This is a genomic window from Streptomyces sp. NPDC029216 (assembly GCF_040648015.1).
Lineage (GTDB): Bacteria > Actinomycetota > Actinomycetes > Streptomycetales > Streptomycetaceae > Streptomyces.
On sequence record NZ_JBEZWL010000001.1, the window covers coordinates 90,660 to 113,229 of the forward strand.

Consider the following 22,570-nt stretch of genomic DNA (forward strand, 5'->3'; position numbering starts at 1 on the left):
CTCCGTGCGCAGCGGAACCGGAGCCGGACCGCCCGGTCCCCCGCCGGCCCGGCTCACAGCCGGGGCTCCAGCCTCGCCACCCGCCGCAGCGTGCCCGGCATGAACCGGGACATCCACAGGGCGCCCTTGGACTCGGGGGTCACCGGCACCACGGCCCGGTTCTCCACCACCGCCCGCAAGATCGCGTCGGCGACCTTCTCCGGCGGGAAGTTGCGCAGCCCGTACAGCCGCGAGGACCGCTCCTGGCGGCGCTTCTCCTCGGCCGCGTCCACCCCCGCGAACCGGGAGGTGGCGGTGATGTTGGTGTTCACGATGCCCGGGCATATCGCCGAGACCCCGATGGACTTGGAGGCGAGCTCCGCGCGCAGGCACTCGCTCAGCATCAGTACCGCGGCCTTGGAGGTGCTGTACGCCGGCAGGGTCCGGGAGGGGAGGTAGGCGGCGGCGGAGGCGGTGTTGACGATGTGTCCGCCCTGACCGCGCTCGGCCATCTGCTTCCCGAAGATCCGGCAGCCGTGGATGACCCCCCACAGGTTCACGTCGAGGACCTTCCTCCAGTCCTCGGACGAGGTCTCCAGGAAGGAGCCCGACAGCCCGATGCCGGCGTTGTTGACCAGCACGTCGACGATGCCGTACTCGGCTGCGACCTTCGCCGCGAGCTTCTCCATCGCCTGCTCGTCGCTGACGTCGACGCACTCCCCCCAGGCGTCGGCGGCGCCGACGAGCCGGGCCATCTCGGCGGTGCGCGCCGCCCCCTCCGCGTCCCGGTCCACGGCCACGACGCGGGCTCCCGCCTCGGCGAACGCGAAGGCGGTGGCCCGTCCGATGCCGCTGGCGGCGCCGGTGACCAGCACCAGCTGCCCGGCGAACCGGTCGGCGTACTTCCCGGGGGCCTTCTGCTCCGGGGCCTTCGCCGTGGGCTCCTCCCGGGCGGTGACGAACTCGCCGATCCAGGCCGCCACCTGGTCGGGACGGGTCCTGGGGATCCAGTGCTTCGCGGGCAGGGTGCGCCGGACCAGGCCCGGGGCCCAGTGCTCCAGGTCGTCGTAGAGGCGCTCGGAGAGGAAGGCGTCCCCGGTCGGGGTGATCAGCTGCACCGGCACGTGCGCGTACGCGTCGGCGCGCGGCCGGCGCAGGCGCGGCCGGACGTTGTCGCGGTAGAGCCAGGCGCCGTGTGCCGCGTCCGAGGGCAGCGAGGCCGTCGGATAGGCGGAGCCGGCGGGGACGTCCTCCAGGCGGGCGAGGATCTTCGGCCAGCGCTTGCCCAGCGGGCCGCGCCAGGCGAGCTCCGGCAGCAGCGGGGTGTGCAGCATACCGACGTACCAGGACTTCGAGCCCTGGCTCAGCAGCTGGGCGGCCCGGCGCGGGGTGGGCCGCGTCATCCGCTTCTTGATCCAGTGCCCGAAGTGGTCGAGGGAGGGACCGGACATGGAGGTGAAGGAGGCGATCCGGCCCTCGGTACGGGCGACCGTCGCGAACTCCCAGCCCTGGACGGAACCCCAGTCGTGGCCCACGAGGTGCACGGGCCGGTCCGGGCTGACGGCGTCCGCGACGGCCAGGAAGTCGTCGGTCAGCTTCTCCAGGGTGAAGCCCCCGCGCAGCGGGACCGGAGCCGAGGACCGGCCGTGGCCGCGCACGTCGTACAGCACCACGTGGAACCGGGCCGCGAGCCGCTCGGCGACCTCCGACCAGACCTCCTTGCTGTCCGGATAGCCGTGCACCAGCAGCACGGTGGGCCGGTCCGGCTCACCGAGTTCGACGACGCACAGCTCGATCCCGCCCGTACTCACCCAACGTTCGCGCGCGCCCGCCGGTGCCGTACCGCTCATCCCGCTCATGCCGCCTTCTCCTCGGTCCAGCGCCGCACGTGCGGCAGGTCGTCGTCCAGCCAGAACGCGCTCTCCTCGGGATCCCGGGAGTCGGTGACGACCAGGATCTCCTCGAACTTCGCACCCGTGCCCCGGAAGCCCAGGTGCGGCTCCACCGCCCACAGGCCGGGCTGCGGCGGGTGGTCGGAGAAGTGGTACGGGCTCCACAGCGGGGACCAGCCCTCGCGGTGACCGTGCAGGGCGTCGGAGGCCAGGCCCTTGAGGGACTGGACGCCGAACCCGAACACGGTCGGGGACCAGCGGCGCTCGCGGACCCGGTCTATCTTGTGGGCGATGACGCCGAAGGGGTAGGCCCGGTGCCGGTTGGCGTACCCCTGGCGGGTCATCAGCCGCTCGACGTTCTCGTAGATCTCGCGCAGCGGGCGGCGCTCGCGCACCTGCTCCAGGATCAGCGCGCGGTGCGGCCGCAGGTCGGACATCAGCCGGTCCTGCACCGGATTGAGGCCGAGGCTGCCGGAGTAGCCGATGTCTGCCGCGTACCCCCGGTAGACGGGCGCCATGTCGAGGATGAACGGCATCCCCGGCTCAAGCTTCCGGTTGGTCGGGAAGAACTGGAGCGGGATCTTGAAGTTCGCGAAGGCGGTGCGGTCCCCGAACCAGGCGAAGGGCAGGTGGAACCAGTCCCGCACCCCGCGCTCGCGCAGCCACTCGCGCTGCATCCGGGCCGCCTCGCGCTCGGTCACACCAGGGCGCAGCTGTGCCGCCACGGTCTCGGCGCACTCGTAGGCGAGGCGCTGGACCTCCCTGAAGCCGCGCAGTTCGGCGGTGAGCCGCGCGGAGCCGTGCGCGGTGCGTTCCCTGGTGCCCGTGTCCCCAGCCATGCCAGCCGTCCGTCCTGTTAGCCGTACGCGCCGAAAGTTGACACTGATGAATGTGACAATGACCGTAGGCCACGTCAAGGGTCGTGCACGGACCTGTGGACAACTCGCGCCCCACCCGGCGTCAGCCTTCCGTCGGGGTCCGTAGTCCTCAAGGCGGATACGGGATCCCGCTCCAGGTCTGACGATCCGCCTGGACCGCGGGACTAACGTCGAACCCGTGACTGTCATCGCGACCGAAAGCCTGAGCAAGCGGTACCCCCGAGTGACCGCCCTCGACCGGCTCTCCATGGACATCGGCCCCGGAGTGACCGGGCTCGTGGGCGCCAACGGAGCCGGCAAGTCCACGCTGATCAAGATCCTGCTCGGGTTGTCCCCCGCCACCGAGGGGCGCGCCGCCGTGCTCGGACTGGACGTCGCCACGCACGGCAGTGCCATCCGCGAGCGCGTCGGCTACATGCCCGAGCACGACTGCCTGCCGCCCGACGTCTCGGCCACCGAGTTCGTCGTCCACATGGCGCGCATGTCCGGACTGCCCCCGACGGCCGCCCGCGAGCGGACCGCCGACACGCTGCGCCACGTCGGACTGTACGAGGAGCGCTACCGCCCCATCGGCGGCTACTCCACCGGCATGAAGCAGCGCGTCAAGCTGGCCCAGGCGCTCGTCCACGACCCGCAGCTGGTCCTCCTCGACGAGCCGACCAACGGCCTCGACCCGGTGGGCCGCGACGAGATGCTCGGCCTGATCCGCCGCGTCCACACCGACTTCGGCATCTCGGTCCTGGTCACCTCCCACCTCCTCGGCGAGCTGGAGCGGACCTGCGACCACGTCGTCGTCATCGACGGCGGCAAGCTGCTGCGCTCCAGCTCGACCAGCGACTTCACCCAGACCACGACCACCCTGGCGGTCGAGGTCACCGACTCCGACGCGCACCCGGACGGAACGGCCGCCCTGCGCAAGGCGCTCACCGCGGTGGGGATCACCCTCCACGAGGGCGAGGAGCAGGGCCTGCCCGGAGCCGGCCACATCCTCCTCGTCGAGGCGACGGGGGAGGACACGTACGACACCATCCGCGACACCGTCGCCGACCTCGGCATCGGCCTGGTCCGCATGGAGCAGCGCCGCCACCACATCGCGGAGGTCTTCCGCGAGAGCGACCAGTCCGCGCAGCGGATCCAGATCCAGCAGAAGGGAGCCGGTACCGATGGCGCCTGAGACCTCGACCCAGATCCACAACATCGGCTACCGGTCCTACGACGGCCCCCGGCTCGGCCGCTCCTACGCCCGCACCTCGCTGTTCTCGCAGTCGCTGCGCGGCGCGTACGGGCTCGGCCGCTCGGCCAAGTCCAAGGTCCTGCCGATGATCCTCTTCGCGGTGATGTGCGTCCCCGCGCTGATCATCGTCGCCGTGGCCATCGCCGTGCCCGGCTCCAGCGACTTGCCGGTCAAGTACACGAACTACGCCCTGCTCACCCAGCTGGTCATCGGCCTCTACCTGGCCTCCCAGGCACCCCAGTCGGTCTCGCGGGACCTGCGCTTCAAGACGGTGCCCCTGTACTTCTCGCGGCCGATCGAGCGGGTCGACTACGTCGTGGCCAAGTTCGCCGCCATGGCCTCGGCCCTCTTCATCCTCACCGCCACCCCGCTGCTGATCATGTGGATCGGCTCGCTGCTGGCGAAGTTCGACTTCGGTCACCAGACCAAGGGATTCGGGCAGGGCATCGTGTCGGTCCTTCTGCTGTCGCTGCTCTTCGCCGGCCTCGGGCTGGTCATGGCCGCGCTCACCCCGCGCCGCGGGTTCGGCGTGGCCGCGGTCATCGCCATGATGCTCATCCCCTACGGCGCCGTCTCCGCCGTGCAGGCCGTCGCCTACGGGACCGGGAACACCGGAGCCATCGAGTGGCTGGGCCTCTTCTCCCCGATCACCCTGATCGACGGCGTGCAGACCGCGTTCCTCGGTGCGACCTCCAACTTCCCTGGCGGCGGGAGCCTCTCGGCCGGCACCGGCACCGTCTACCTGCTCGTCATCCTCGGCCTCATCGCCGGCTCCTACGCCGCGCTGATGGCCCGCTACCGGAAGGCCGGGCTGTGACAATCATCGACATCGACCACGCCTCTCGCTGGTTCGGGAACGTCGTCGCCGTCAACGACGTGACCATGCGCATCGGCCCCGGCGTCACCGGACTCCTCGGCCCCAACGGCGCGGGCAAGTCCACCCTCATCAACATGATGGGCGGCTTCCTCGCTCCCTCCACGGGCACCGTCACCCTCGACGGCGCGCCGATCTGGCGCAACGAGCAGGTCTACCGGCAGATCGGCGTGGTCCCCGAGCGCGAGGCCATGTACGACTTCCTCACCGGCCGGGAGTTCGTCGTCGCCAACGCCGAACTGCACGGGCTCGACGACGCGGCGGCCCAGCGGGCGCTGGCGACCGTCGAGATGGAGTACGCCCAGGACCGCAAGATCTCCACGTACTCCAAGGGCATGCGCCAGCGCGTGAAGATGGCCTCCGCGCTCGTCCACGAGCCGTCGGTGCTGCTGCTGGACGAGCCCTTCAACGGTATGGATCCGCGCCAGCGCATGCAGCTCATGGACCTGCTGCGGCGGATGGGCGACGAGGGCCGCACCGTCCTGTTCTCCTCCCACATCCTGGAGGAGGTCGAGCAGCTCGCTTCCCACATCGAGGTGGTCGTCGCCGGCCGGCACGCCGCGTCCGGTGACTTCCGTAAGATCCGCCGCCTGATGACGGACCGCCCGCACCGCTACCTCGTCCGCTCCTCCGACGACCGGGCCCTCGCCGCGGCCCTGATCGCCGACCCGTCGACCGCCGGCATCGAGGTCGACCTCCAGGAAGGCGCCCTGCGCATCCAGGCCGTGGACTTCGGGCGCTTCACCGAGCTGCTGCCCCGCGTCGCCCGCGCGCACGGCATCCGGCTGCTGACGGTCTCGCCCTCCGACGAGTCCCTCGAATCGGTCTTCTCCTACCTCGTCGCGGCCTGAAAGGAGCTGGCAACCATGTACAACCCCACCGTCGCCCGGCTCACCTACCGGGCCCTCCTCGGCCGTCGCCGCGCCGCGATCCTCTTCGCGCTGCCCGCCCTGCTGATCGTCATCTCCCTCGCCGTCCGCTTCCTCACCGGGGTGGACGACAAGGTCGCCGCCGACCTGCTCGGCGGGTTCGCGCTCGCCACCATGGTTCCGCTGATCGGCGTCATCGCCGGCACCGGAGCGATCGGGCCCGAGATCGACGACGGCTCGATCGTCTACCTGCTCTCCAAGCCGGTGAAGCGCCCGACGATCATCATGACCAAGCTGATCGTCGCAATCGCCGTCACCATGGCCTTCTCCGCCATCCCCACCCTGATCGCCGGCTTCATCCTCAACGGCAACGGACAGCAGATCGCCGTCGCCTACACCGTCGCCGCCCTCGTCGCCTCGATCGCCTACAGCGCGCTCTTCCTGCTGCTGGGCACCGTCAGCCGGCACGCGGTCGTCTTCGGCCTGGTCTACGCCCTGATCTGGGAGTCCCTCTTCGGCAGCCTCGTCTCCGGCGCCAAGACCCTCAGCGTCCAGCAGTGGGCCCTGGCCCTGGCCGAGGAGGTCGCCGGACCGGGATACGTCGACTCCAGCGTGGGCCTGACCACCGCCGCGCTCCTGCTCCTCGCGGTCACCGTCGGAGCCACCGCCTACGCGGGCCAGAAGCTGCGCCGCCTCACCCTGGCCGGCGAGGAATAGACTCACCGCCCACGGCTCCGCACACCGTGCCCCGCCCGGCCCACCGGCCAGGCGGGGCACGGCCGTACGGGGCATCATCGGGGCATGATCGAGCACACCGGACCCGAGCCTTCCAGGCCTCTGCGGGCCTGGATACGCTCCTCGCCCGGCACGCACATATGGCTGCTGATCGTGGCCGTGACCAGCGTTGTCGTGGCGATCGCCCCGGACCGGCTCGACCACGTGCTGCTCCACCGCAACAGCAGCAACATCCACCAGCTGGTCAAGTACCCCTTGCGGGCCCTGCTCAGCAGCGCCTTCTGGATCGAGAACCCGGCCTCGCTCGCCCTCTACACCCTGCTCTTCGAGTGCTTCCACGCCACCGTCGAACGCTGGCTGGGCACCCTGCGCTGGCTCGTCATCGTCGCGACCGCCCACATCGTCGCCACCCTCGCCAGCCAGAAGGTCCTCCTGATGGCCATCCAGGACAACCGCGCGCCGCACAGCATGACCCACGTCGTGGACATAGGCGTCAGCTACGGGCTCGCGGCCTCCATCGGCGTCCTGACCTACCGGCTCCCAGACCCCTGGAGATGGCTCTACCTGGCCGGCGCCGTGGCCTTTTTCGGGATCCCCCTCCTCACAGGCGGCACCTTCACCGACCTCGGCCACGCCATCTCGCTGGCCGTCGGGCTGCTGGCCTGGCCGCTGACCCTCCACCCCGACCCGCACGGGGCCCACGTTTCACGTGAAACATGAGCCGCCCTGCCCGTCGCCCCTGTGAGCGCCGGGAAATTCGCTGGTAAGGGGTGTGCGGCACCGGCAGAGTGGGAGGTGCGGGGAGCAACAAAAAGGTCCGGGACAGCCACTTCGAGCGCGCCTCACGGCGCGGGCTGTTCCGGACCTTCTTTCTCCCTGCGGAGATGTCTGCGCGTGCTCAGGCGGCGCCCAGCAGGCGTTCCAGCACCACGGCGATGCCGTCTTCCTGGTTGGAGGTGGTCACCTCGTCGGCCACGGCCTTCAGGTCGGCGTGGGCGTTGGCCATCGCGACACCGTGCGCCGCCCAGCCGAACATGGGGATGTCGTTGGGCATGTCACCGAAGGCGATCGTCTCGGCCGCCTTCACCTTCAGCCGCCGGGCGGCGAGCGAGAGCCCCGTGGCCTTGCTCAGCCCCAGCGGCAGGATCTCCACTATCCCCGGGCCGGCCATCACGATGTCGACCAGGCTGCCGACGATCTCCCGGGCCACCTTGACCAGCTCGTCCTCGCCCATCCCCGGGTGCTGGATGTACAGCTTGTTGAGCGGAGCGCTCCAGACGGCCGCCGTGTCCTCCAGGTAGAGCGCCGGGAGGCCCTCCTGCACCTGGTAGCCGGGGCCGAACAGGACCTCGCCGTCCACCCCGTCCCGGCTGGCGGCCAGCGCCAGCGGACCCACCTCGGCCTCGATCTTCGACAGCGCCAGACCGGCCAGCTGCCGGTCCAGCGTCACCGAGGTCAGCAGCCGGTGCGCCCCCGCGTCGTAGACCTGAGCGCCCTGCCCGCACACGGCGATCCCCTTGTAGCCGAGGTCGTCCAGCACGCTCCGGGTCCAGGGCACGGCCCGGCCGGTGACGATGATGTGGGCCGCGCCCGCCGCGGTGGCCGCGGCGAGCGCCTCACGGGTGCGCTCCGAGACGGTGTCGTCGTCACGCAGGAGCGTGCCATCGAGATCCGTCGCGACGAGCTTGTACGGGAACGGGGCCGGACTCACTTGGCGATCGGCTCCAGGAGCTCGCGGCCGCCCAGGTAGGGGCGGAGCACCGGCGGGACCCGAACGGAGCCGTCGGCCTGCTGGTGGTTCTCCAGGATGGCGACGATGGTGCGCGGGACGGCGCACAGAGTGCCGTTCAGCGTGGACAGCGGAGCGGTCTTCTTGTCCTCGCGGTAGCGGATCTGCAGGCGGCGGGCCTGGAAGCCGTCACAGTTCGAGGCGGAGGTCAGCTCGCGGTACTTGCCCTGGGTCGGGATCCAGGCCTCGCAGTCGAACTTGCGCGAGGCGGAGGAGCCCAGGTCGCCGGTGGCGACGTCGATGACCTGGAACGGCAGCTCCAGGCTGGTCAGCCACTGCTTCTCCCACTCCAGGAGCCGCTGGTGCTCGGCCTCGGCGTCCTCCGGCGCGACGTACGAGAACATCTCGACCTTGTCGAACTGGTGGACGCGGAAGATGCCGCGGGTGTCCTTGCCGTAGGTGCCGGCCTCGCGGCGGAAGCACGGCGAGAAGCCGGCGTACCGCAGGGGCAGCTTGTCGGCGTCGATGATCTCGTCCATGTGGTACGCGGCGAGCGGGACCTCGGAGGTGCCGACCAGGTAGAAGTCGTCCTTCTCCAGGTGGTACACGTTCTCCGCGGCCTGACCGAGGAAGCCGGTGCCCTCCATGGCGCGCGGGCGGACCAGCGCGGGGGTGAGCATCGGGATGAAGCCGGCTTCGGTGGCCTGCGCGATCGCCGCGTTGACGAGGGCGAGTTCCAGCAGGGCGCCGACGCCCGTCAGGTAGTAGAAGCGCGAGCCGGACACCTTGGCGCCGCGCTCGACGTCGATGGCGCCCAGCAGCTCGCCGAGCTCCAGGTGGTCCTTGGGCTCGAAGCCCTCGGCGCCGAAGTCGCGGATCGTGCCGTGCGTCTCCAGGACGGTGAAGTCCTCTTCGCCGCCGACGGGGACGTCCTCGTGGACGATGTTGCCGAGCTTGAGCAGAAGCTGCTTGGCAGCCTCGTCCGCCTCGTTCTGCTCCGCCTCCGCCGCCTTGACGTCGGCCTTGAGCTGCTCGGCCTTGGCCAGCAGCTCGGCCCGCTCCTCGGGAGTGGCCTTGGGGATGAGCTTGCCGAGGGACTTCTGCTCATTGCGCAGTTCGTCGAAGCGCATGCCGGAGGACCTGCGGCGCTCGTCGGCGGAGAGCAGTTCGTCGACGAGGTCGACGTCTTCTCCACGGGCGCGCTGCGAGGCGCGGACACGGTCAGGGTCTTCACGGAGCAGCCGAAGGTCAATCACCCCTCCAGGCTACCGGTCTGGGCTTCCTGGGATCACACCGATATCACGCTGCGTGTCATTATGTCCCGATTGGGATGAATGGAAATCTCTTGTTCCGGTGGCTGGAAGAGGCTGCTCGGGGCGGCCGATAAACCCGGCCCGATTCCCCGAAAAGGGGCACGCCGGGAGCCGGTCGGCGGGGTCTGAGCAGCGCCGGGGGCTCGGCCTTGTCCACAGGAATTCCCCCGGGGGCCCCCTTATCCACAGGCTGTGTGCCGGATCTGTGGACACAGAATCAGATCAATAGAGGTCCGCGAGCGGTCGGGCCTTCCATGGTTCAAACCGCCCTCACACACTCATTCGGGTGGGAATAACTCGCTCCAAAGAGTTGATCGGTGATACGGGGGTGACGCCGTTCACCTGCCGCTTCCCAGAGCGAAACCTGAGCCGCCCGGCCGATTTGTCGACCTTGTCGTGCCGCTCTGTCGACTTGTCCCCAGGTCCCCATCTCGCCCTGTGGATAACTCTGTGGACAAGTGGAAGAGGTGGGGACGGACTACGCCCGGCCGTCGAGGCAGCGCGCCAGCCAGTCGGAGGCCTCGGTGAAGTCGCCATCCGAGGTGCCCGGCCGCGCCGCACGCACCTCACTCAGCGCGACGCCCGCGCGCGGGTACGAGCCCAGGAAGCGGACCTGCGGACAAGTGCGGCGCAGCCCCATCAGGGCCTCGCTCACCCGGCGGTCGGAGATGTGCCCCTCGGCGTCCACCGCGAAGCAGTAGTTGCCGATCCCCTCGCCGGTCGGCCGGGACTGGATCAGCATCAGGTTCACGCCCCGGACGGCGAACTCCTGCAGGAGCTCCAGCAGGGCGCCGGGGTGGTCGTCGCCGAGCCACAGCACCACGGAGGTCTTGTCGGCGCCCGTGGGGGCGGCCGGCCGGGCGGGCCGCCCGACCAGCACGAACCGGGTCTCGGCGTTCTGCGCGTCGTGGATCTCGGTGACCAGCGCCTCCAGCCCGTACGTGGCGGCGGCGAACTCACCCGCGAAGGCGGCGTCGAACCGGCCCTCCTGGACCAGCCGGGCGCCGTCGGCGTTGGAGGCGGCCGACTCCCACACCGCGTCGGGCAGGTGCGTCCGCAGCCAGTTGCGCACCTGCGGCTGGGCGACCGGGTGGCCGGTGACGGTCTTGATGTCCGACAGCTTGGTCCCGGGCCGCACCAGCAGTGCGAACGCGATGGGCAGCAGCACCTCGCGGTAGATCATCAGCGGCTCGCCGGAGGCCAGCTCGTCGAGGGTGGCGGTGACCCCGCCCTCCACCGAGTTCTCGATCGGCACCAGCGCGGCCGCGGCCTCGCCGTTGCGCACGGCGTCCAGGGCGGCCGGGACCGACACCATCGGGACGAGCTCCCGGGTGGCGGCTTCCGGCAGGGTGCGGAGGGCCGCTTCGGTGAACGTGCCCTCGGGACCGAGATAGGTGAAGCGCGTGGCCGACATGCGATCAGCCTAATGCCGGTCAGGCCGCCGCCGCGGGGCCGTTCACCCTTCGAGCAGGCGCTGCCCGACGTACTCTCCGGCGCGCGGGCCGGGCGGTACGGCGTACAGGCCGCTCGACTCGTGCCGGATGAACTCCGACAGCGCGTCGCCGCGGTCGAGCTTGCGCTGGACCGGCACGAACCCGCGCAGCGGGTCGGCCTGCCAGCAGATGAAGAGCAGACCCGCGTCCGGGGTGCCGTCGGGGGCGATTCCGTCGTGGAAGGAGAACGGCCGCCGAAGCATGGCGGCGCCCCCGTTCTGCGCCGGCGCGGAGATCCGCGCGTGCGCGTTGGACGGGATCACCGGCTTGCCGTCGGGGCCCAGCTTGTCCAGGGCCAGGGCGGTGGTCTCGCTGCCGCCGGTCAGGGGCGCGCCATTGGACTTCGTCCGGCCGATCACCTGTTCCTGCTGCGCCAGGGACTGCTTGTCCCAGTCGTCCAGCAGCATCCGGATCCGGCGGACGACCGCGTACGAGCCCCCGGCCATCCAGGCGTGCTCCGCGGGGCCGGGCCCTGCGGCCGGAACGAAGATCCGCTTGTCGAAGTCGCGGTCCGCGGGCTTCGGGTTGCCGGTGCCGTCGATCTGCCCCATGAGGTTGCGAGCGGTCATCGGGGAGGCGGTGGCGCCGGGGGAACGGTTGAAGCCGTTCATCTGCCAGCGCACCCGGGCGGCCTCCCCGGCGTCCTTCTGGAGGGCGCGCAGGGCGTGGAAGGCCACGAGGCCGTCGTTCGCGCCGATCTGCACCCACAGGTCGCCGTTGCTGCGCTGGGCGTCGAGCCGGTCCGAGGAGAAGTCGGGCAGCGGGTCGAGGGCGACCGGCCGGCGGGCGGTGAGGCCCGTGCGCTCGAAGAAGGAGTGACCGAAGCCGAAGGTGACGGTGAGGGAGGACGGCCCCGCGTCGAGGGCGATCCCGCTGTCCGTGGTCGGAGCGGTCTCCCCCGCCATGAGCCGCCGGGCGGTCTCGGACCAGCGGCGCATCAGCGCCGCGGCCTCCGTGCGCCCGGCGCCCGGCGCCAGGTCGAAAGCGAGGACGTGGCCCTTGGCCTGGAGCGGGGTGGTGATGCCCGCTTGGTGGTCCCCCTCGAAGGCCACCTCCGTGGAGCCCAGGGAGGCGAGGGATCCGGCCGCGCCGGGGGTGCCGGCCGGGGAGTCGGTGACCGTCGAGTGGACGAGGGCGCCGCCGGTGGCGCCGAGCGCGAGGCCGACGGCGCCTGCGGCGCCGACCGTGCCCAGCAGCCGGCGCCGGGAGATCTCGATGTCGGGGTTGCTCGCGGTGGTGCTGTCGGTCACGCTGTTCAGCCGATCTTCACGTTCTTCTGGACGGTCGTCTGGTCGATGTCGGAGGTGCGGACGGTCACGTCGATGCGCCACTCGCCCGCGAGGGGGAGCTGGACCCCGGACGCCGTCCAGTGTCCGGGAGCGTCGCGGTCCGGGGCCACCGGAAGCGGGCCGATCTCCTTGGCCGGGAGGGTGAAGGAGACCTTGATCTCCGGAAGGTCGGCGGGCTTGCCGTCGGCGCCGTCCGCCCACAGGTGGAGGGTGTTGGCGCCGACCCGGCCCGGGTCCAGCTCCAGCCGGACGGTGCCCTTGCCGTTCTGGCCGCCGGTGTCGTACGGCAGGGTGATCTTGATGGCGCGATTGGGCACCGCGGTGGCGGCCGAGCCCCGGCCGGCCTCCTGCTCCACGGCCCGACCCGGCTCGGTGCTGGTCAGGACCGTGGTGACGGCCAGCAGGACGACGGCCACCGCGGCTTCGGCGAGCACGGAGCGGCGCAAGCCCGCGCGGCCCGGGTCGGCGTCGCGGACCTGGTTCTCCAGGGCCTTCTCACGGGCCGCGCGCTGCCGGGCGAGCTGCGCCGCCCGCTTCGGGTCGGCGGGCTCTCCGAGCTCGGTGGTCTCGGCGGACTCGGAGGTCTCGGAGGTCTCGGCGGTGTCGACGGATCCGGTCGGCGTTTCACGTGAAACATCGCCGGCGGCCCCGACCGCGACCGGCTCGGCCACCCTGTCCTCCACCGCGACGTCGGCCAGCCGGGCGGTCCACTTGCGGGAGAGGTAGGCGATGCCGACGAGGACGGCCACCAGGGCGACCTTGATCAGCAGCAGACGCCCGTAGCTGGTGCCGGTGAGCGCCGACCAGCTGCCGAGCTGGCGCCAGGACTGGTAGACGCCGGTGACCGTGAGGACCAGGACGCTGATGAAGGCGACCCGGGAGAAGCGCTGGACGGCGGTCCGCTCGATGTCGGGCACCTTGCGGAGGGCGACGAGCAGGGCGGCGAGTCCGCCGAGCCAGGTGGCCACGGCCAGCAGGTGCAGGATGTCGGCCGGCATGGCGATGCCGGGCTGGATGCCGGTGGAGGCGTGCTCGGCGAGGGCCCAGGTGGCGGCGATGCCGGCGGCCACGACCGTGCCGCCGATGCCGAGCCCGAAGGCCAGGTCGCTGGTGTCCTTCGTCTGCTCGGAGGTCTGCGATCCGGAGTCCTTCTGGCGGCGCGCGTAGGCACCGAAGAGCACGGCGATGAACAGCGCGGCCGCGCCGAGCAGCAGCAGCCGGGACAGGAAGGAGGCGCCGGTCTTGGTCTCCAGGACGGCCTTGAGCCCGTCGAGGTCGAAGGCGTCCGCGAACTTGCCCGACCCGGTGTAGGGGGTGCGGAGCACCAGCATCGCCAGCGTCGCGGCGGTCAGGGTGACCCAGCCCCGGACGACCAGCTTCTGCAGCGGCCGCTCGGCGGAACCCCGGCGCCAGCACAGCAGGATGAAGGCGGAGCCGCCGACGAGGACGGTGAACCCGGCATAGGCGGCGTAACGGGCGATGCCGTACGCGATGCCGACGGGGCCGCCGCCCACCTTCTGCGTGGGCAGGGCGACGGACGTGGCCGAGGGTGCGCCGACGGAGAAGGTGAAGGCACCGGAGACCGGGTGGCTGTCGGCGGAGACGGCCTGCCAGGCGACGGTGTAGGTGCCGTTGGGCAGCCCGGAGTGCAGGGCGGTCCCGTAGCGGATGGTCGATCCGCTGCACATGTTCCGCAGCTCGCCGGTGTCGACGCGCTTGCCCTGTGGGTCCATGACGCGGATGGAGTCGTCACCCATGGCGACCTCCTCCGAGAAGGAGAGGGTCACCTGGGCGGGCGCCGTGGCGACCACCGCCCCGTCCTGGGGGTCGCTCGCGGTGAGTGCGGCGTGCGCCGTGGCCGGGGCGGCCGCGGTGAACAGGGCTGCCAGCAGGGCTGCGAGAACCAGCGCCAGCCGCGGCAGGGATGCCGTGGCGCGGACGCGGAAAGGAGGAGGAGCGGGGGCGGTGGCCGTCATGGCGTGTCAGTTCCTCGGTCCGTCAGTGGGCAGTGGAGTTCTGGGCGTTGTACGTCCGTTCCTTGACGTCCAGCTCGACCTTGACCGGATCGGCCTTCTCGAAACGCAGCTCGATGGTGACCTTGTCGCCCACGTTCGGCTTGTTCTTGAGGCCCATGAACATGATGTGGTTGCCGCCGCGCTCCAGCTTGAGCTCGCCGCCCGCGGGCAGGTCCATCGACTGGACCTGCTGCATCTTCTGGTCCTTGGTCTCGTGGATCTGCAGATCGTCCGAGAGCGGGCTGGTGACCGCGACCAACTTGTCGGCGGTCTTCGAGTCGTTCTTGATGACCATGAAAGCGCCGGCCATCTTGTCGTTGACCGGCTCGGGCATGTAGGCCCCGCTGACGGCCGGCTGCGGCTTGGCCGCGTCCCCCGCCTTCGTACCGACGCTCGCGTTCGACGAGGATTCCGCGTCCGAGGAGGAGGAAGAGGAGGAGCAGCCGGATATGGCGAGCGCGGCCGTCAGGGAGAGGGCGGCGGCGAGGGTGCGGGTGGTGCGGGCGTTCACGGGTTCTCTCCCTTGATGAGCTTCGGCAGGTCCTTGGTGTAGTCGTCGACGGTCGTGCCCTCGCCGTAGAGGACGTAGCCCTCGTCGGTCTTGGGCGAGAACGCGATGACCTGGGCCCCGTGCATGGAGACGATGCTGCCGTCCGCCTCCTTCTTCGGGGCCTCGATACCGATGCCGAGGGAGCGGGCGGCGGCCTGGATGGTGGAGAAGTCGCCGGTCAGTCCGGTGAAGGCCGGGTCCTGGGCCCTGAGCCAGGCGCCGAGGGACTCGGGGGTGTCGCGCTCGGGGTCCGTGGTGACGAAGACGACCCGGAGCTTGTCCTGGTCCTCCTTGGGGAGGGCCTTCTTGGCGACGGCGATGTTGCTCATCGTCAGAGGGCACACGTCGGGGCAGTTGGTGTAGCCGAAGTAGATGAGCGTCGGCCGGCCCTTGGTCTGCTCGCGCAGGTTCCACGGCTTGCCGGTGGTGTCCGTGAGGACGAGCTCCGGCTTGTCGAAGGGGCGGTCGAGGACGGTCGCGGCTCCGGTCTTCTGCTGGCCGGTGAGCTGCGTGACCGACCCGGTGTCCTTGGCCGGCTCACCGCCGCAGGCGGTGAGGGTGAGCGCGGCCGCCACCGCGAGGGCGACGGCTGCCACACGTGAGGTGCGCATATCGAAATGTCCCTGAGATCGGGGATGGTGCGGATGTTCGTGGGAGGGCCCGGGGGTGGGGCCGGTGGACGGGCCCCGGAGGGCCCGTCGACGCACACGGGCCCGCGGGCCGGTGGATCAGGCGGAACGGCGGCGCGAGGCGATGCCGAAGGCCACCCCGCCGAGGCCGAGGACGATGCCGGCGATGCCGAGGGCGCGCGCGGTCGTGTCCGAGCCGCTCTTGGCGGCGGCCTCGTCGTGCTTCTCGTCCTGGCCGCTGTTCTTGGAGTCCTTGGCGTCGGCCGGCTTGGCGTCGTCGTGGTGGTCGTCCGCGCCCTTGGCGGCGGTCAGCTTCAGCGTGGGCGCGGGGGTCTGCGGCTCGGGGGCGCCTTCCTTGGCCTCCTCGATCCAGCGGACGACCTCGTTGTTGTCGTACGTCTGGATGGCCTTGAAGACCATCTTGTCGGCGTTCTCGGGGAGCTTGCCGACGGAGACCGGGAACTGCTGGAACTTGCCGGGTTCGATCTTGCCGCCGGTCCAGGTCACCTTGGTGACGACCTCGTTGACCTGCTTGCCGTGCACGCTCAGCGGCTTGTCGAGCTTGGTCTTCTCGACGGTGGACGTCCAGCCGGGGATGTCCTGCGGCATGACGGAGGTCAGCGGCTGGTCGGCCGGGAAGTTGACCTCCAGCTGGGTGGTCGAGGCGTTGTCGCGCTCGTTCGGGACCTTGAAGCTGATCGTCGCGTAGCCGCCCTTGGTGGCCTCGCCGGGCTGCACGCTGACGTGCGCGAAGGCGGTGCCGGACAGGGCGAGGACGGCGCCGGCGGCGAGGGCGGCGGCGAAGGAGACGCGCGAGGTCTTCATGACAGGAACACTCCACGGAAGCAGTGGTGAACGGTGGATCCGGACGCGCGGGCGCGCGCGGATTTCACGGCACCGGTGCTCCCGCCGTGTGTCCCGGGGAGTGGAGGTGCCGCGTCAGGCTGCGAGGACGAGCGCAGCCGGCGGTCCACGCCGGATCACGGTGTGCAGGAGTGCGTCCCGGCCGATCGTCGCGGCGGGCGCGGCAGCGGTCCGGCGGGCCCGGGGGCCGCGCGCGGGGGCGCCGAGGAGCCCGGCCGTGAGGACCCGTACGAAGGCCAGCGCCGCGCGCAGCGGACGTATGGGGTCGGCTTCGGCGGAGAGCCGGGACAGTTCGACGAGGCGGAACAGCGCGGCGTCACCCCGGCCCAGGAGCCAGCCGGCCGCGAGCGCGGCCAGCAGGTGGCCGAGCAGCATGGCCGGGCTGAACAGTCCGATCGCGGGGGCGCCGGTCTGCGCTTCGGCCAGGTGCACGTGGCCCATGTGGCCCGACGAGGCCGCCTGCGCGGCCAGGGCCGCCGGGTCCAGCCCGGCGGTCTCCAGGATCCGCCGGGCGTCGGCCTGGCTCAGCGGTACGGAGTTGCCCCCGCAGATCAGCTGGGCGGCCAGCGCCGCGAGCGAGGTGTCGGAGCCCGCGGCCGGCGCCTGCGCGGCGGCGGCACCGTGCTGGCCGAGGCCGAACAGGGTGTGCAGCCCGAGCTGGCCCACGGCCAGCCCGGCGGCGATGGCGGGCCGCGGGCGGCGGCGCCCCGCGAGGGGGGCCGCGACCGCGAAGACCGCGACGAAGGCCAGGGCCAGCGCCCACCACGGCACGGTCGCGCAGGAGGCCACGGCGTGGCCGGCTGCGGACAGCACGACGCAGACCGCGGTGAACACCGCGGCCCGGGTCGTCCGGAGGCCTGCTCCGGCTCGTGTCGTATGGGTGGCAGTCATGGCCGGGCCATCATCGCACTGGGCCCCTGCCCTGCCTACGGCAGGTACTGGAGGGACCCTATGGTTCCGGTGTGCGGTGGGTGCAGCGTCAGCGGCGCGTCAGCCTGCGATCAGGCCCCGGACCAGGGCCTCACGGCGCCCGCCCGCCGGGCGCCGGCCGCAGGCTGACCGTGCTCTGACGTGCGCGCTCGGGCGGCTCCCCGGCCGTCGGAGTCCGTGTGCCTACGCGCCCGATACACGCCGGACGCACATGCCGCATCGGCCGAATGAGGGCTGTGCAGGCCGCCGGGGGCTTACGCCCCACCCTGGGCGGCAATAGGTAACCGTATGAGTATCTGGTGGTCTCTCCACTTGCGGCGCGAAGCCGCGAGCGTGCCGCTCGCCCGGCGACTGCTGCTGGGGACGATGGAGACCGCGGGGGTGGATCCGGACATCTCCTACGAGCTGTCGGTCGCGCTGAGCGAGGCGTGCGCGAACGCCGTGGAGCACGGCGGCCGGGGCGGCCCGTCCGGAGGTCCCGTCGGCGTCCCCGCCGACGAGGTCGTGGACGGCACCGAGGCGTACCACGTCACCGCCTACCTCGACGGGGACCGCTGCCGCATCGAGGTCGCCGATTCGGGTCCGGGTTTCCCGCCCTCGACGGTGGCCCGTCGCAGACCCTCCCTGGCCGAGAGCGGCCGGGGCCTGCACCTGATCGGGGAGCTCGCCGACCACGTCCGCCTGCGCAACCGGCCGGGCCGGGGGGCCGTGGTGAGCTTCGAGCGGATGCTGAAGTGGCGTGACGACGCGCTGCTGACGGTGTCCTAGGAACACCGATGGGCGGGGGAACCGGCTCCGGCTCCCCCGCCCGCCGTCACAGCGCGGGCGTCAGCCCTTGAGCCGCGCCATCCAGGCCTCGACCTCGACCGAGGTGCGCGGCAGGCCCGCCGACAGGTTCCGGTTGCCGTCCTCGGTGACGAGGATGTCGTCCTCGATCCGGACGCCGATGCCCCGGTACTCCTCGGGCACGGTCAGGTCGTCGGCCTGGAAGTACAGACCGGGCTCGACGGTCAGGCACATGCCCGGCTCCAGCGTGCCGTCGACGTACGCCTCGGTGCGGGCGGCGGCGCAGTCGTGGACGTCCATGCCCAGCATGTGACCGGTGCCGTGCAGGGTCCAGCGGCGCTGCAGCCCGAGCTCCAGGACACGCTCGACCGGGCCCTCCAGCAGGCCCCACTCCACGAGCTTCTCGGCCAGCACGTGCTGGGCGGCGTCGTGGAAGTCGCGGTACTTCGCACCCGGCTTGACGGCGGCGATGCCGGCTTCCTGGGACTCGTAGACCGCGTCGTAGATCTTGCGCTGGATGTCGGTGTACGTGCCGCTGATCGGCAGCGTGCGCGTGACGTCGGCGGTGTAGAGGGAGTGGGTCTCCACGCCGGCGTCGAGCAGCAGCAGGTCGCCGGAGCGGACGGCGCCGTCGTTGCGGACCCAGTGCAGGGTGCAGGCGTGGGCGCCGGCGGCGGCGATGGTGCCGTAGCCGACGTCGTTGCCCTCGACGCGGGCGCGCAGGAAGAAGGTGCCCTCGATGTAGCGCTCGGAGGTGGCCTCCGCCTTGTCGAGGACCTTCACGACGTCCTCGAAGCCGCGGACGGTGGAGTCCACGGCCTTCTGCAGCTCGCCGATCTCGAAGGCGTCCTTCACGGCGCGGGCCTCGGAGAGGTAGACGCGCAGCTCCTCGTCGCGCTCCTTGGTCACCTTGTCGGTGAGCGCGGACTCGATGACGGAGTCGTGGCCGCGGACGGCGCGGACCGGGCCGGTGGCCTCGGTGAGGGCCTCGGGCAGCTCGCGGACGTCCTTGGCCGGGATGCCCAGGACCTGCTCGGCCTCGGCGAGGGAGTGGCGGCGGCCGACCCAGAGCTCGCCCTGGCCCGACAGCCAGAACTCGCCGTTCTCGCGGTCCGAGCGGGGCAGCAGGTAGACGGTGGCCTCGTGGCCGGTCTCCCCGGTGGGCTCCAGGACCAGGACGCCGTTCTCGGTCTGGTCGCCGGTGAGGTACGCGTACTCGGTGGAGGCGCGGAAGGGGTACTCGGTGTCGTTCGAGCGGGTCTTCAGGCGGCCAGCCGGGATCACCAGGCGCTCGCCGGGGAAGCGCGCGGACAGCGCGGCGCGGCGGTCGGCGGTGTGACCGGCCTGGGCGATGGGCTCCAGGCCGTGCAGCTCGGTGTCGGCCCAGCCGGTGCGCATGCTCTCCGCGAGTTCCTCGCTGACGCCCGGGTACAGCCCGTTCTTGCGCTGCTTGTGCTTCTTCTGGGGCTGCTCTTCTTCCGGGGTCTCCGGGGTGAGCTCGTCAGCCACGTCATCTCCTCAGCCGCTACGACACGCACGGGTCCGGGTGCGAACCCCGTTCATCGTATGTGTGAGGAGGCGGGGCCCGGCCAGTCTTGTGACATACAAGTCAAAACGGGCGCCCGCCACCGGGCCTCGGCCGGTCGGTCGAATCCGTGGGATCCGTCGGATCCGTCCGATCAGTCGAACCGGGCCGCGAGCAGCACGACGTCCTCGGTGTCCCGGTACGGGTCGGAGGAGGAGACCGGTCCCGGTCCGTCCTCGGGGAGCACCGTGCGCAGGATGTGGTCGCAGAGGGCCGCCGGGTCCTCCCGGGCGCTGCGCGGAACCCCCGCCGCCGCCGCGTGCAGCCGGGCGTAGGCCCGGTCCATGGGGTCGCCGGTCCGCCGCAGCAGCCCGTCCGTGTACAGCAGCACCGTTTCTCCGGATGCGGGCTCGATCTCCACGCTGGGGGCTTCCCAGCAGGCCAGCATCCCCAGCGGCGCCGAGAGGGAGGTCTCGACGTACTCGGTGCGCCGCTCGCCGATGAGCAGCGGCGGGGTGTGGCCCGCACCGGCCAGGATGATCTTGCGGGTGGCGGGTTCGCAGTACGCGAAGAGCGCGGTGGCCGAACGCGCGGGTTCGGTCAGGCGCAGCAGCAGCTCCAGGTCGGACAGGACCGCGACGGGGTCCTCCCCCTCCATGACGGCGTACGCGCGCAGCGAGGCCCGCAGCCGGCCCATCGCGGCGACGGCGCTCGGCCCGGATCCGGTGACCGATCCGACGGCCAGCCCCATGGCGCCCTCGGGCAGCGGCAGGGCGTCGTACCAGTCGCCGCCGCCCAGCGGTCCGGTGCGGTGCCGGGAGGCGAGCTGGACCCCGGGGATCCGGGGCAGCCGGCTGGGCAGCAGTTCCTCGGAGACGGTGGCCAGCCGGGTGCGGGAGCGGTCCACCTCCAGCATCCGGGCCAGGTGCTCGGCGGCGTGCCGGACGTAGAGGCCGACGAGGTCGCGCTGGCGGTCGCTCGGCTCGGCCTGTTCGTCGTAGAGCCAGACGGCGGCGCCGAGCCGGCCGGTGGCGTCGGCGGTGAGCGGCAGCGCGTAGCTGGCGGCGTAGCCGAGGCGGGCCGCGACCTCGCGGTGGCGGGGGTCGACGGGGGGCTCGTAGCCCCCGGCTCCGGGGGCGGCCGCGGCCGGGCCGGGTTCGGGGAGCACCTCGGAGCCGCCGTGGGCGTCGGGGAGTCCGTCGAGGATGCGGCCGTACGAGGTCGCGCTGCGCGGCACGGTCTCGATGTGGCCGAGCTCGGCGCGGCCCAGGCCCAGGCCGATGGTGGCGGTGGGGCCGAGCCCGTCGGAGGGCTCCAGGACGATCAGTCCGCGGCGGGCGCCGACGAGGGCGGCGCCGGCGCGCAGGAACTCGCGCAGGGAGGTGTCGAGGTCACTGGCCCGGGCGAGGCGCTCGGTCAGTTCGTGGAGGGTGGTGAGGTCGGAGACCATGCCCGCCAGCCGGTCCTGGATGACACTGCTCGCGGCAGGCGGGGCGGCTGGGGCGGGAGCGGTCCGGGAGGACGCGGCCGCGGCGGCGGACAGGGGGTTGGTCGTGGGTGTGGGCGCGGCAGTGTGCGCTGACGCTGTAACTGCTGGATCGATTCCAGCCACTTTCGGCAGATGCGGGGCGCTCATGGCGTCCGCCTTTCCACCTGGTGCGATTCGCCATATAGCATCGCAAACCCCCAGATCGTGCTGCGCCGCCATCAATGGATCCACATCTACACGCACCCGAGGATCGATGTCCAGCATTGTCCCGGTGGGAATACTGGTGTCCGTGGGACGGCAACTCACTGTCCAGCCGGGGCTAAAACTTGGCTGGAAAAAGCGGGAAGCGGACGGTTTTTGCGATCGACTGGACGGGCGCTCCAAGGGGTCCGGGTACGTAGTCGGTAGTGCCCGGGGCCAGTTGGCGCCCCCGGCACCGCCGGGAACCGCCCGGCCCGGGCCGTCGTCCTTAGCGGCGGCAGCCGGTCTCGACACCGGTGCGGGCCGCTCGGACCAGTCGCTCCGGGCCCCCGCCGGACGTTTGACGGACCCGTAAGAAAACTGCACGAACCGTGTGAACCTGCTTCTGGCGGACTAGTGACGCGAAACGTGTACGTGTGGTGAAACACCGCTCACGTGGTGTGATGTGGCCCTCGACGTTCAACGGAAAGGAACGAGCGCTGATGCGCGAGATCCTCGGAAGGCGTCTCCAGCGGCTCCGCGATCGCTTGAAGTTCCCGCGCGCCGCCTCCCGCTCCGCCGCGGAGGCCGCGGGCGGCGCGGGTCCGTCCCTCCTCGACGCGGCGCTGACCTGCGCCACCGTCCGGCAGTGGCCCGTACTGCCGGGCGTGGGCCGGGCCGGCGCCGACAGTACGCGCTGTGCCTGCCCCGACCCCGACTGCGTGGTGCCCGGAGCCCATCCCTTCGACCCCGGGCTGCTCGCCGCCACCACCGACGCCCGGATGGTGGCCTGGTGGTGGGCCAGGCGGCCCACGGCCCCGGTGCTGCTGGCCACCGGCGGGGACGCCCCGTGCGCGGTGAGCCTGCCGGCGAAGGCGGCCGCGCGTGCCCTCGTACGGCTGGACGCGCAGGGCATGCGGCTCGGCCCGGTCGTCGCCACGCCCACCCGGTGGTCCCTGCTGGTGGCGCCGTACTCGCTGGAACGGCTCGGCGAACTCCTGTACGCCAAGGACCACGTGCCCTCCTCGCTGCGCTTCCACGGCGAGGGCGGCTACCTGCTGCTGCCGCCCTCCCCGGCGTCCGGCGGCGGACAGGTCCGCTGGGAGCGGGAGCCCGAGCCGCTGCACCCCGGCTCCGAGGGGCTGTGGCTGCCGGAGGTGGAGGCGGTCGTGGACGCGCTCGTGGAGGCGAGCAGCAGCGCTCCGGGCGGCGGCAGCCGACTGGCGTACTGAGACGTCGCGGAGCCGGTCCGCTACGGAGCCTCCCGCGGCCGGACCGTCACTCGTACGGGTGCCAGCACGGCCGGTTTCCAAGGGA

20 protein-coding genes are annotated in these 22,570 nt (G+C 71.6%); 7 read left to right on the forward strand and 13 right to left on the reverse strand.

Going from position 1 to position 22,570, the window contains the following annotated elements; genetic code table 11:
• Nucleotides 1-53 precede the first annotated feature (53 nt).
• Together AB0F18_RS00410 and AB0F18_RS00415 are read right to left on the reverse strand one after the other, a co-directional pair.
• Nucleotides 54-1,829, reverse strand: coding sequence for an SDR family oxidoreductase (locus tag AB0F18_RS00410; RefSeq protein ID WP_362053129.1), 1,776 nt, complete (start codon nucleotides 1,827-1,829; stop codon nucleotides 54-56).
• Between the two features lie 5 nt (nucleotides 1,830-1,834).
• Nucleotides 1,835-2,710 carry a M24 family metallopeptidase gene (locus AB0F18_RS00415; RefSeq protein ID WP_362052859.1) on the reverse strand — a complete coding sequence of 292 codons (876 nt, stop codon included), beginning with the start codon at nucleotides 2,708-2,710 and terminating at the stop codon, nucleotides 1,835-1,837.
• Nucleotides 2,711-2,927: 217 nt separating this feature from the next.
• Between AB0F18_RS00415 and AB0F18_RS00420 the strand changes: the two genes are divergently transcribed.
• The 5 genes from AB0F18_RS00420 to AB0F18_RS00440 all read left to right on the forward strand — a co-directional run bounded on the left by AB0F18_RS00420 (nucleotide 2,928) and on the right by AB0F18_RS00440 (nucleotide 7,181).
• Nucleotides 2,928-3,923: an ABC transporter ATP-binding protein gene (locus AB0F18_RS00420; RefSeq protein WP_362052862.1), complete on the forward strand. Its 996-nt coding sequence runs from the start codon at nucleotides 2,928-2,930 to the stop codon at nucleotides 3,921-3,923.
• The gene (locus tag AB0F18_RS00425) at nucleotides 3,913-4,800 is read left to right on the forward strand and encodes an ABC transporter permease subunit (RefSeq protein WP_362052865.1); all 888 of its coding nucleotides are present in this window, start codon (nucleotides 3,913-3,915) and stop codon (nucleotides 4,798-4,800) included. Before AB0F18_RS00420 ends, AB0F18_RS00425 begins: the two co-directional genes overlap by 11 nt.
• Nucleotides 4,797-5,708, forward strand: a complete 912-nt coding sequence (locus AB0F18_RS00430) for an ABC transporter ATP-binding protein (protein WP_362052867.1) — start codon at nucleotides 4,797-4,799, stop codon at nucleotides 5,706-5,708. Before AB0F18_RS00425 ends, AB0F18_RS00430 begins: the two co-directional genes overlap by 4 nt.
• Nucleotides 5,709-5,723: 15 nt before the next feature.
• Complete coding sequence (locus AB0F18_RS00435) at nucleotides 5,724-6,443, forward strand: ABC transporter permease (protein ID WP_362052870.1); 720 nt, start codon at nucleotides 5,724-5,726, stop codon at nucleotides 6,441-6,443.
• A gap of 84 nt (nucleotides 6,444-6,527) precedes the next feature.
• On the forward strand, nucleotides 6,528-7,181 hold the full coding sequence (locus AB0F18_RS00440) for a rhomboid-like protein (RefSeq protein ID WP_362052873.1): 654 nt from the start codon (nucleotides 6,528-6,530) through the stop codon (nucleotides 7,179-7,181).
• A gap of 178 nt (nucleotides 7,182-7,359) precedes the next feature.
• On the opposite strand, the gene AB0F18_RS00445 is transcribed toward AB0F18_RS00440, so the two are convergent.
• From AB0F18_RS00445 to AB0F18_RS00485, 9 genes are all read right to left on the reverse strand, one after another.
• Nucleotides 7,360-8,172 carry an HAD family hydrolase gene (locus tag AB0F18_RS00445; RefSeq protein WP_362052876.1) on the reverse strand — a complete coding sequence of 271 codons (813 nt, stop codon included), beginning with the start codon at nucleotides 8,170-8,172 and terminating at the stop codon, nucleotides 7,360-7,362.
• Entirely contained in the window at nucleotides 8,169-9,446 is a 1,278-nt protein-coding gene (gene serS, locus AB0F18_RS00450) for a serine--tRNA ligase (protein ID WP_362052879.1), read from the reverse strand. Before serS ends, AB0F18_RS00445 begins: the two co-directional genes overlap by 4 nt.
• A 535-nt stretch (nucleotides 9,447-9,981) precedes the next feature.
• Nucleotides 9,982-10,917, reverse strand: coding sequence for a prephenate dehydratase (gene pheA / locus AB0F18_RS00455; protein ID WP_362052882.1), 936 nt, complete (start codon nucleotides 10,915-10,917; stop codon nucleotides 9,982-9,984).
• A gap of 42 nt (nucleotides 10,918-10,959) precedes the next feature.
• On the reverse strand, nucleotides 10,960-12,246 hold the full coding sequence (gene efeB, locus AB0F18_RS00460; protein WP_362052885.1) for an iron uptake transporter deferrochelatase/peroxidase subunit: 1,287 nt from the start codon (nucleotides 12,244-12,246) through the stop codon (nucleotides 10,960-10,962).
• 5 nt (nucleotides 12,247-12,251) lie between these two features.
• Nucleotides 12,252-14,261 (reverse strand): copper resistance protein CopC, encoded by a 2,010-nt coding sequence (locus tag AB0F18_RS00465; RefSeq protein ID WP_362052888.1) that lies wholly within the window; start codon nucleotides 14,259-14,261, stop codon nucleotides 12,252-12,254.
• Between the two features lie 22 nt (nucleotides 14,262-14,283).
• A complete protein-coding gene (locus tag AB0F18_RS00470; protein WP_362052891.1) occupies nucleotides 14,284-14,811 on the reverse strand; it encodes a copper chaperone PCu(A)C in 528 nt (175 codons plus the stop codon).
• Nucleotides 14,808-15,461 carry an SCO family protein gene (locus AB0F18_RS00475; protein WP_362052894.1) on the reverse strand — a complete coding sequence of 218 codons (654 nt, stop codon included), beginning with the start codon at nucleotides 15,459-15,461 and terminating at the stop codon, nucleotides 14,808-14,810. Before AB0F18_RS00475 ends, AB0F18_RS00470 begins: the two co-directional genes overlap by 4 nt.
• 117 nt (nucleotides 15,462-15,578) lie before the next feature.
• Complete coding sequence (locus AB0F18_RS00480) at nucleotides 15,579-16,304, reverse strand: YcnI family protein (protein ID WP_362052897.1); 726 nt, start codon at nucleotides 16,302-16,304, stop codon at nucleotides 15,579-15,581.
• A gap of 114 nt (nucleotides 16,305-16,418) precedes the next feature.
• Entirely contained in the window at nucleotides 16,419-17,234 is an 816-nt protein-coding gene (locus AB0F18_RS00485) for a hypothetical protein (protein WP_362052900.1), read from the reverse strand.
• A 327-nt stretch (nucleotides 17,235-17,561) separates the two neighbouring features.
• Here AB0F18_RS00485 and AB0F18_RS00490 point away from each other — a divergent pair, with 327 nt between their 5' ends.
• Nucleotides 17,562-18,041: an ATP-binding protein gene (locus AB0F18_RS00490; RefSeq protein ID WP_362052903.1), complete on the forward strand. Its 480-nt coding sequence runs from the start codon at nucleotides 17,562-17,564 to the stop codon at nucleotides 18,039-18,041.
• A 60-nt stretch (nucleotides 18,042-18,101) separates the two neighbouring features.
• Here AB0F18_RS00490 and AB0F18_RS00495 read toward each other — a convergent pair whose 3' ends face one another.
• Complete coding sequence (locus AB0F18_RS00495) at nucleotides 18,102-19,568, reverse strand: aminopeptidase P family protein (RefSeq protein ID WP_362052906.1); 1,467 nt, start codon at nucleotides 19,566-19,568, stop codon at nucleotides 18,102-18,104.
• Nucleotides 19,569-19,738: 170 nt separating this feature from the next.
• Nucleotides 19,739-21,337, reverse strand: coding sequence for a PP2C family protein-serine/threonine phosphatase (locus tag AB0F18_RS00500; RefSeq protein ID WP_362052909.1), 1,599 nt, complete (start codon nucleotides 21,335-21,337; stop codon nucleotides 19,739-19,741).
• A 419-nt stretch (nucleotides 21,338-21,756) separates the two neighbouring features.
• Between AB0F18_RS00500 and AB0F18_RS00505 the strand changes: the two genes are divergently transcribed.
• On the forward strand, nucleotides 21,757-22,485 hold the full coding sequence (locus AB0F18_RS00505; protein ID WP_362052912.1) for a bifunctional DNA primase/polymerase: 729 nt from the start codon (nucleotides 21,757-21,759) through the stop codon (nucleotides 22,483-22,485).
• Nucleotides 22,486-22,570 lie beyond the last annotated feature (85 nt).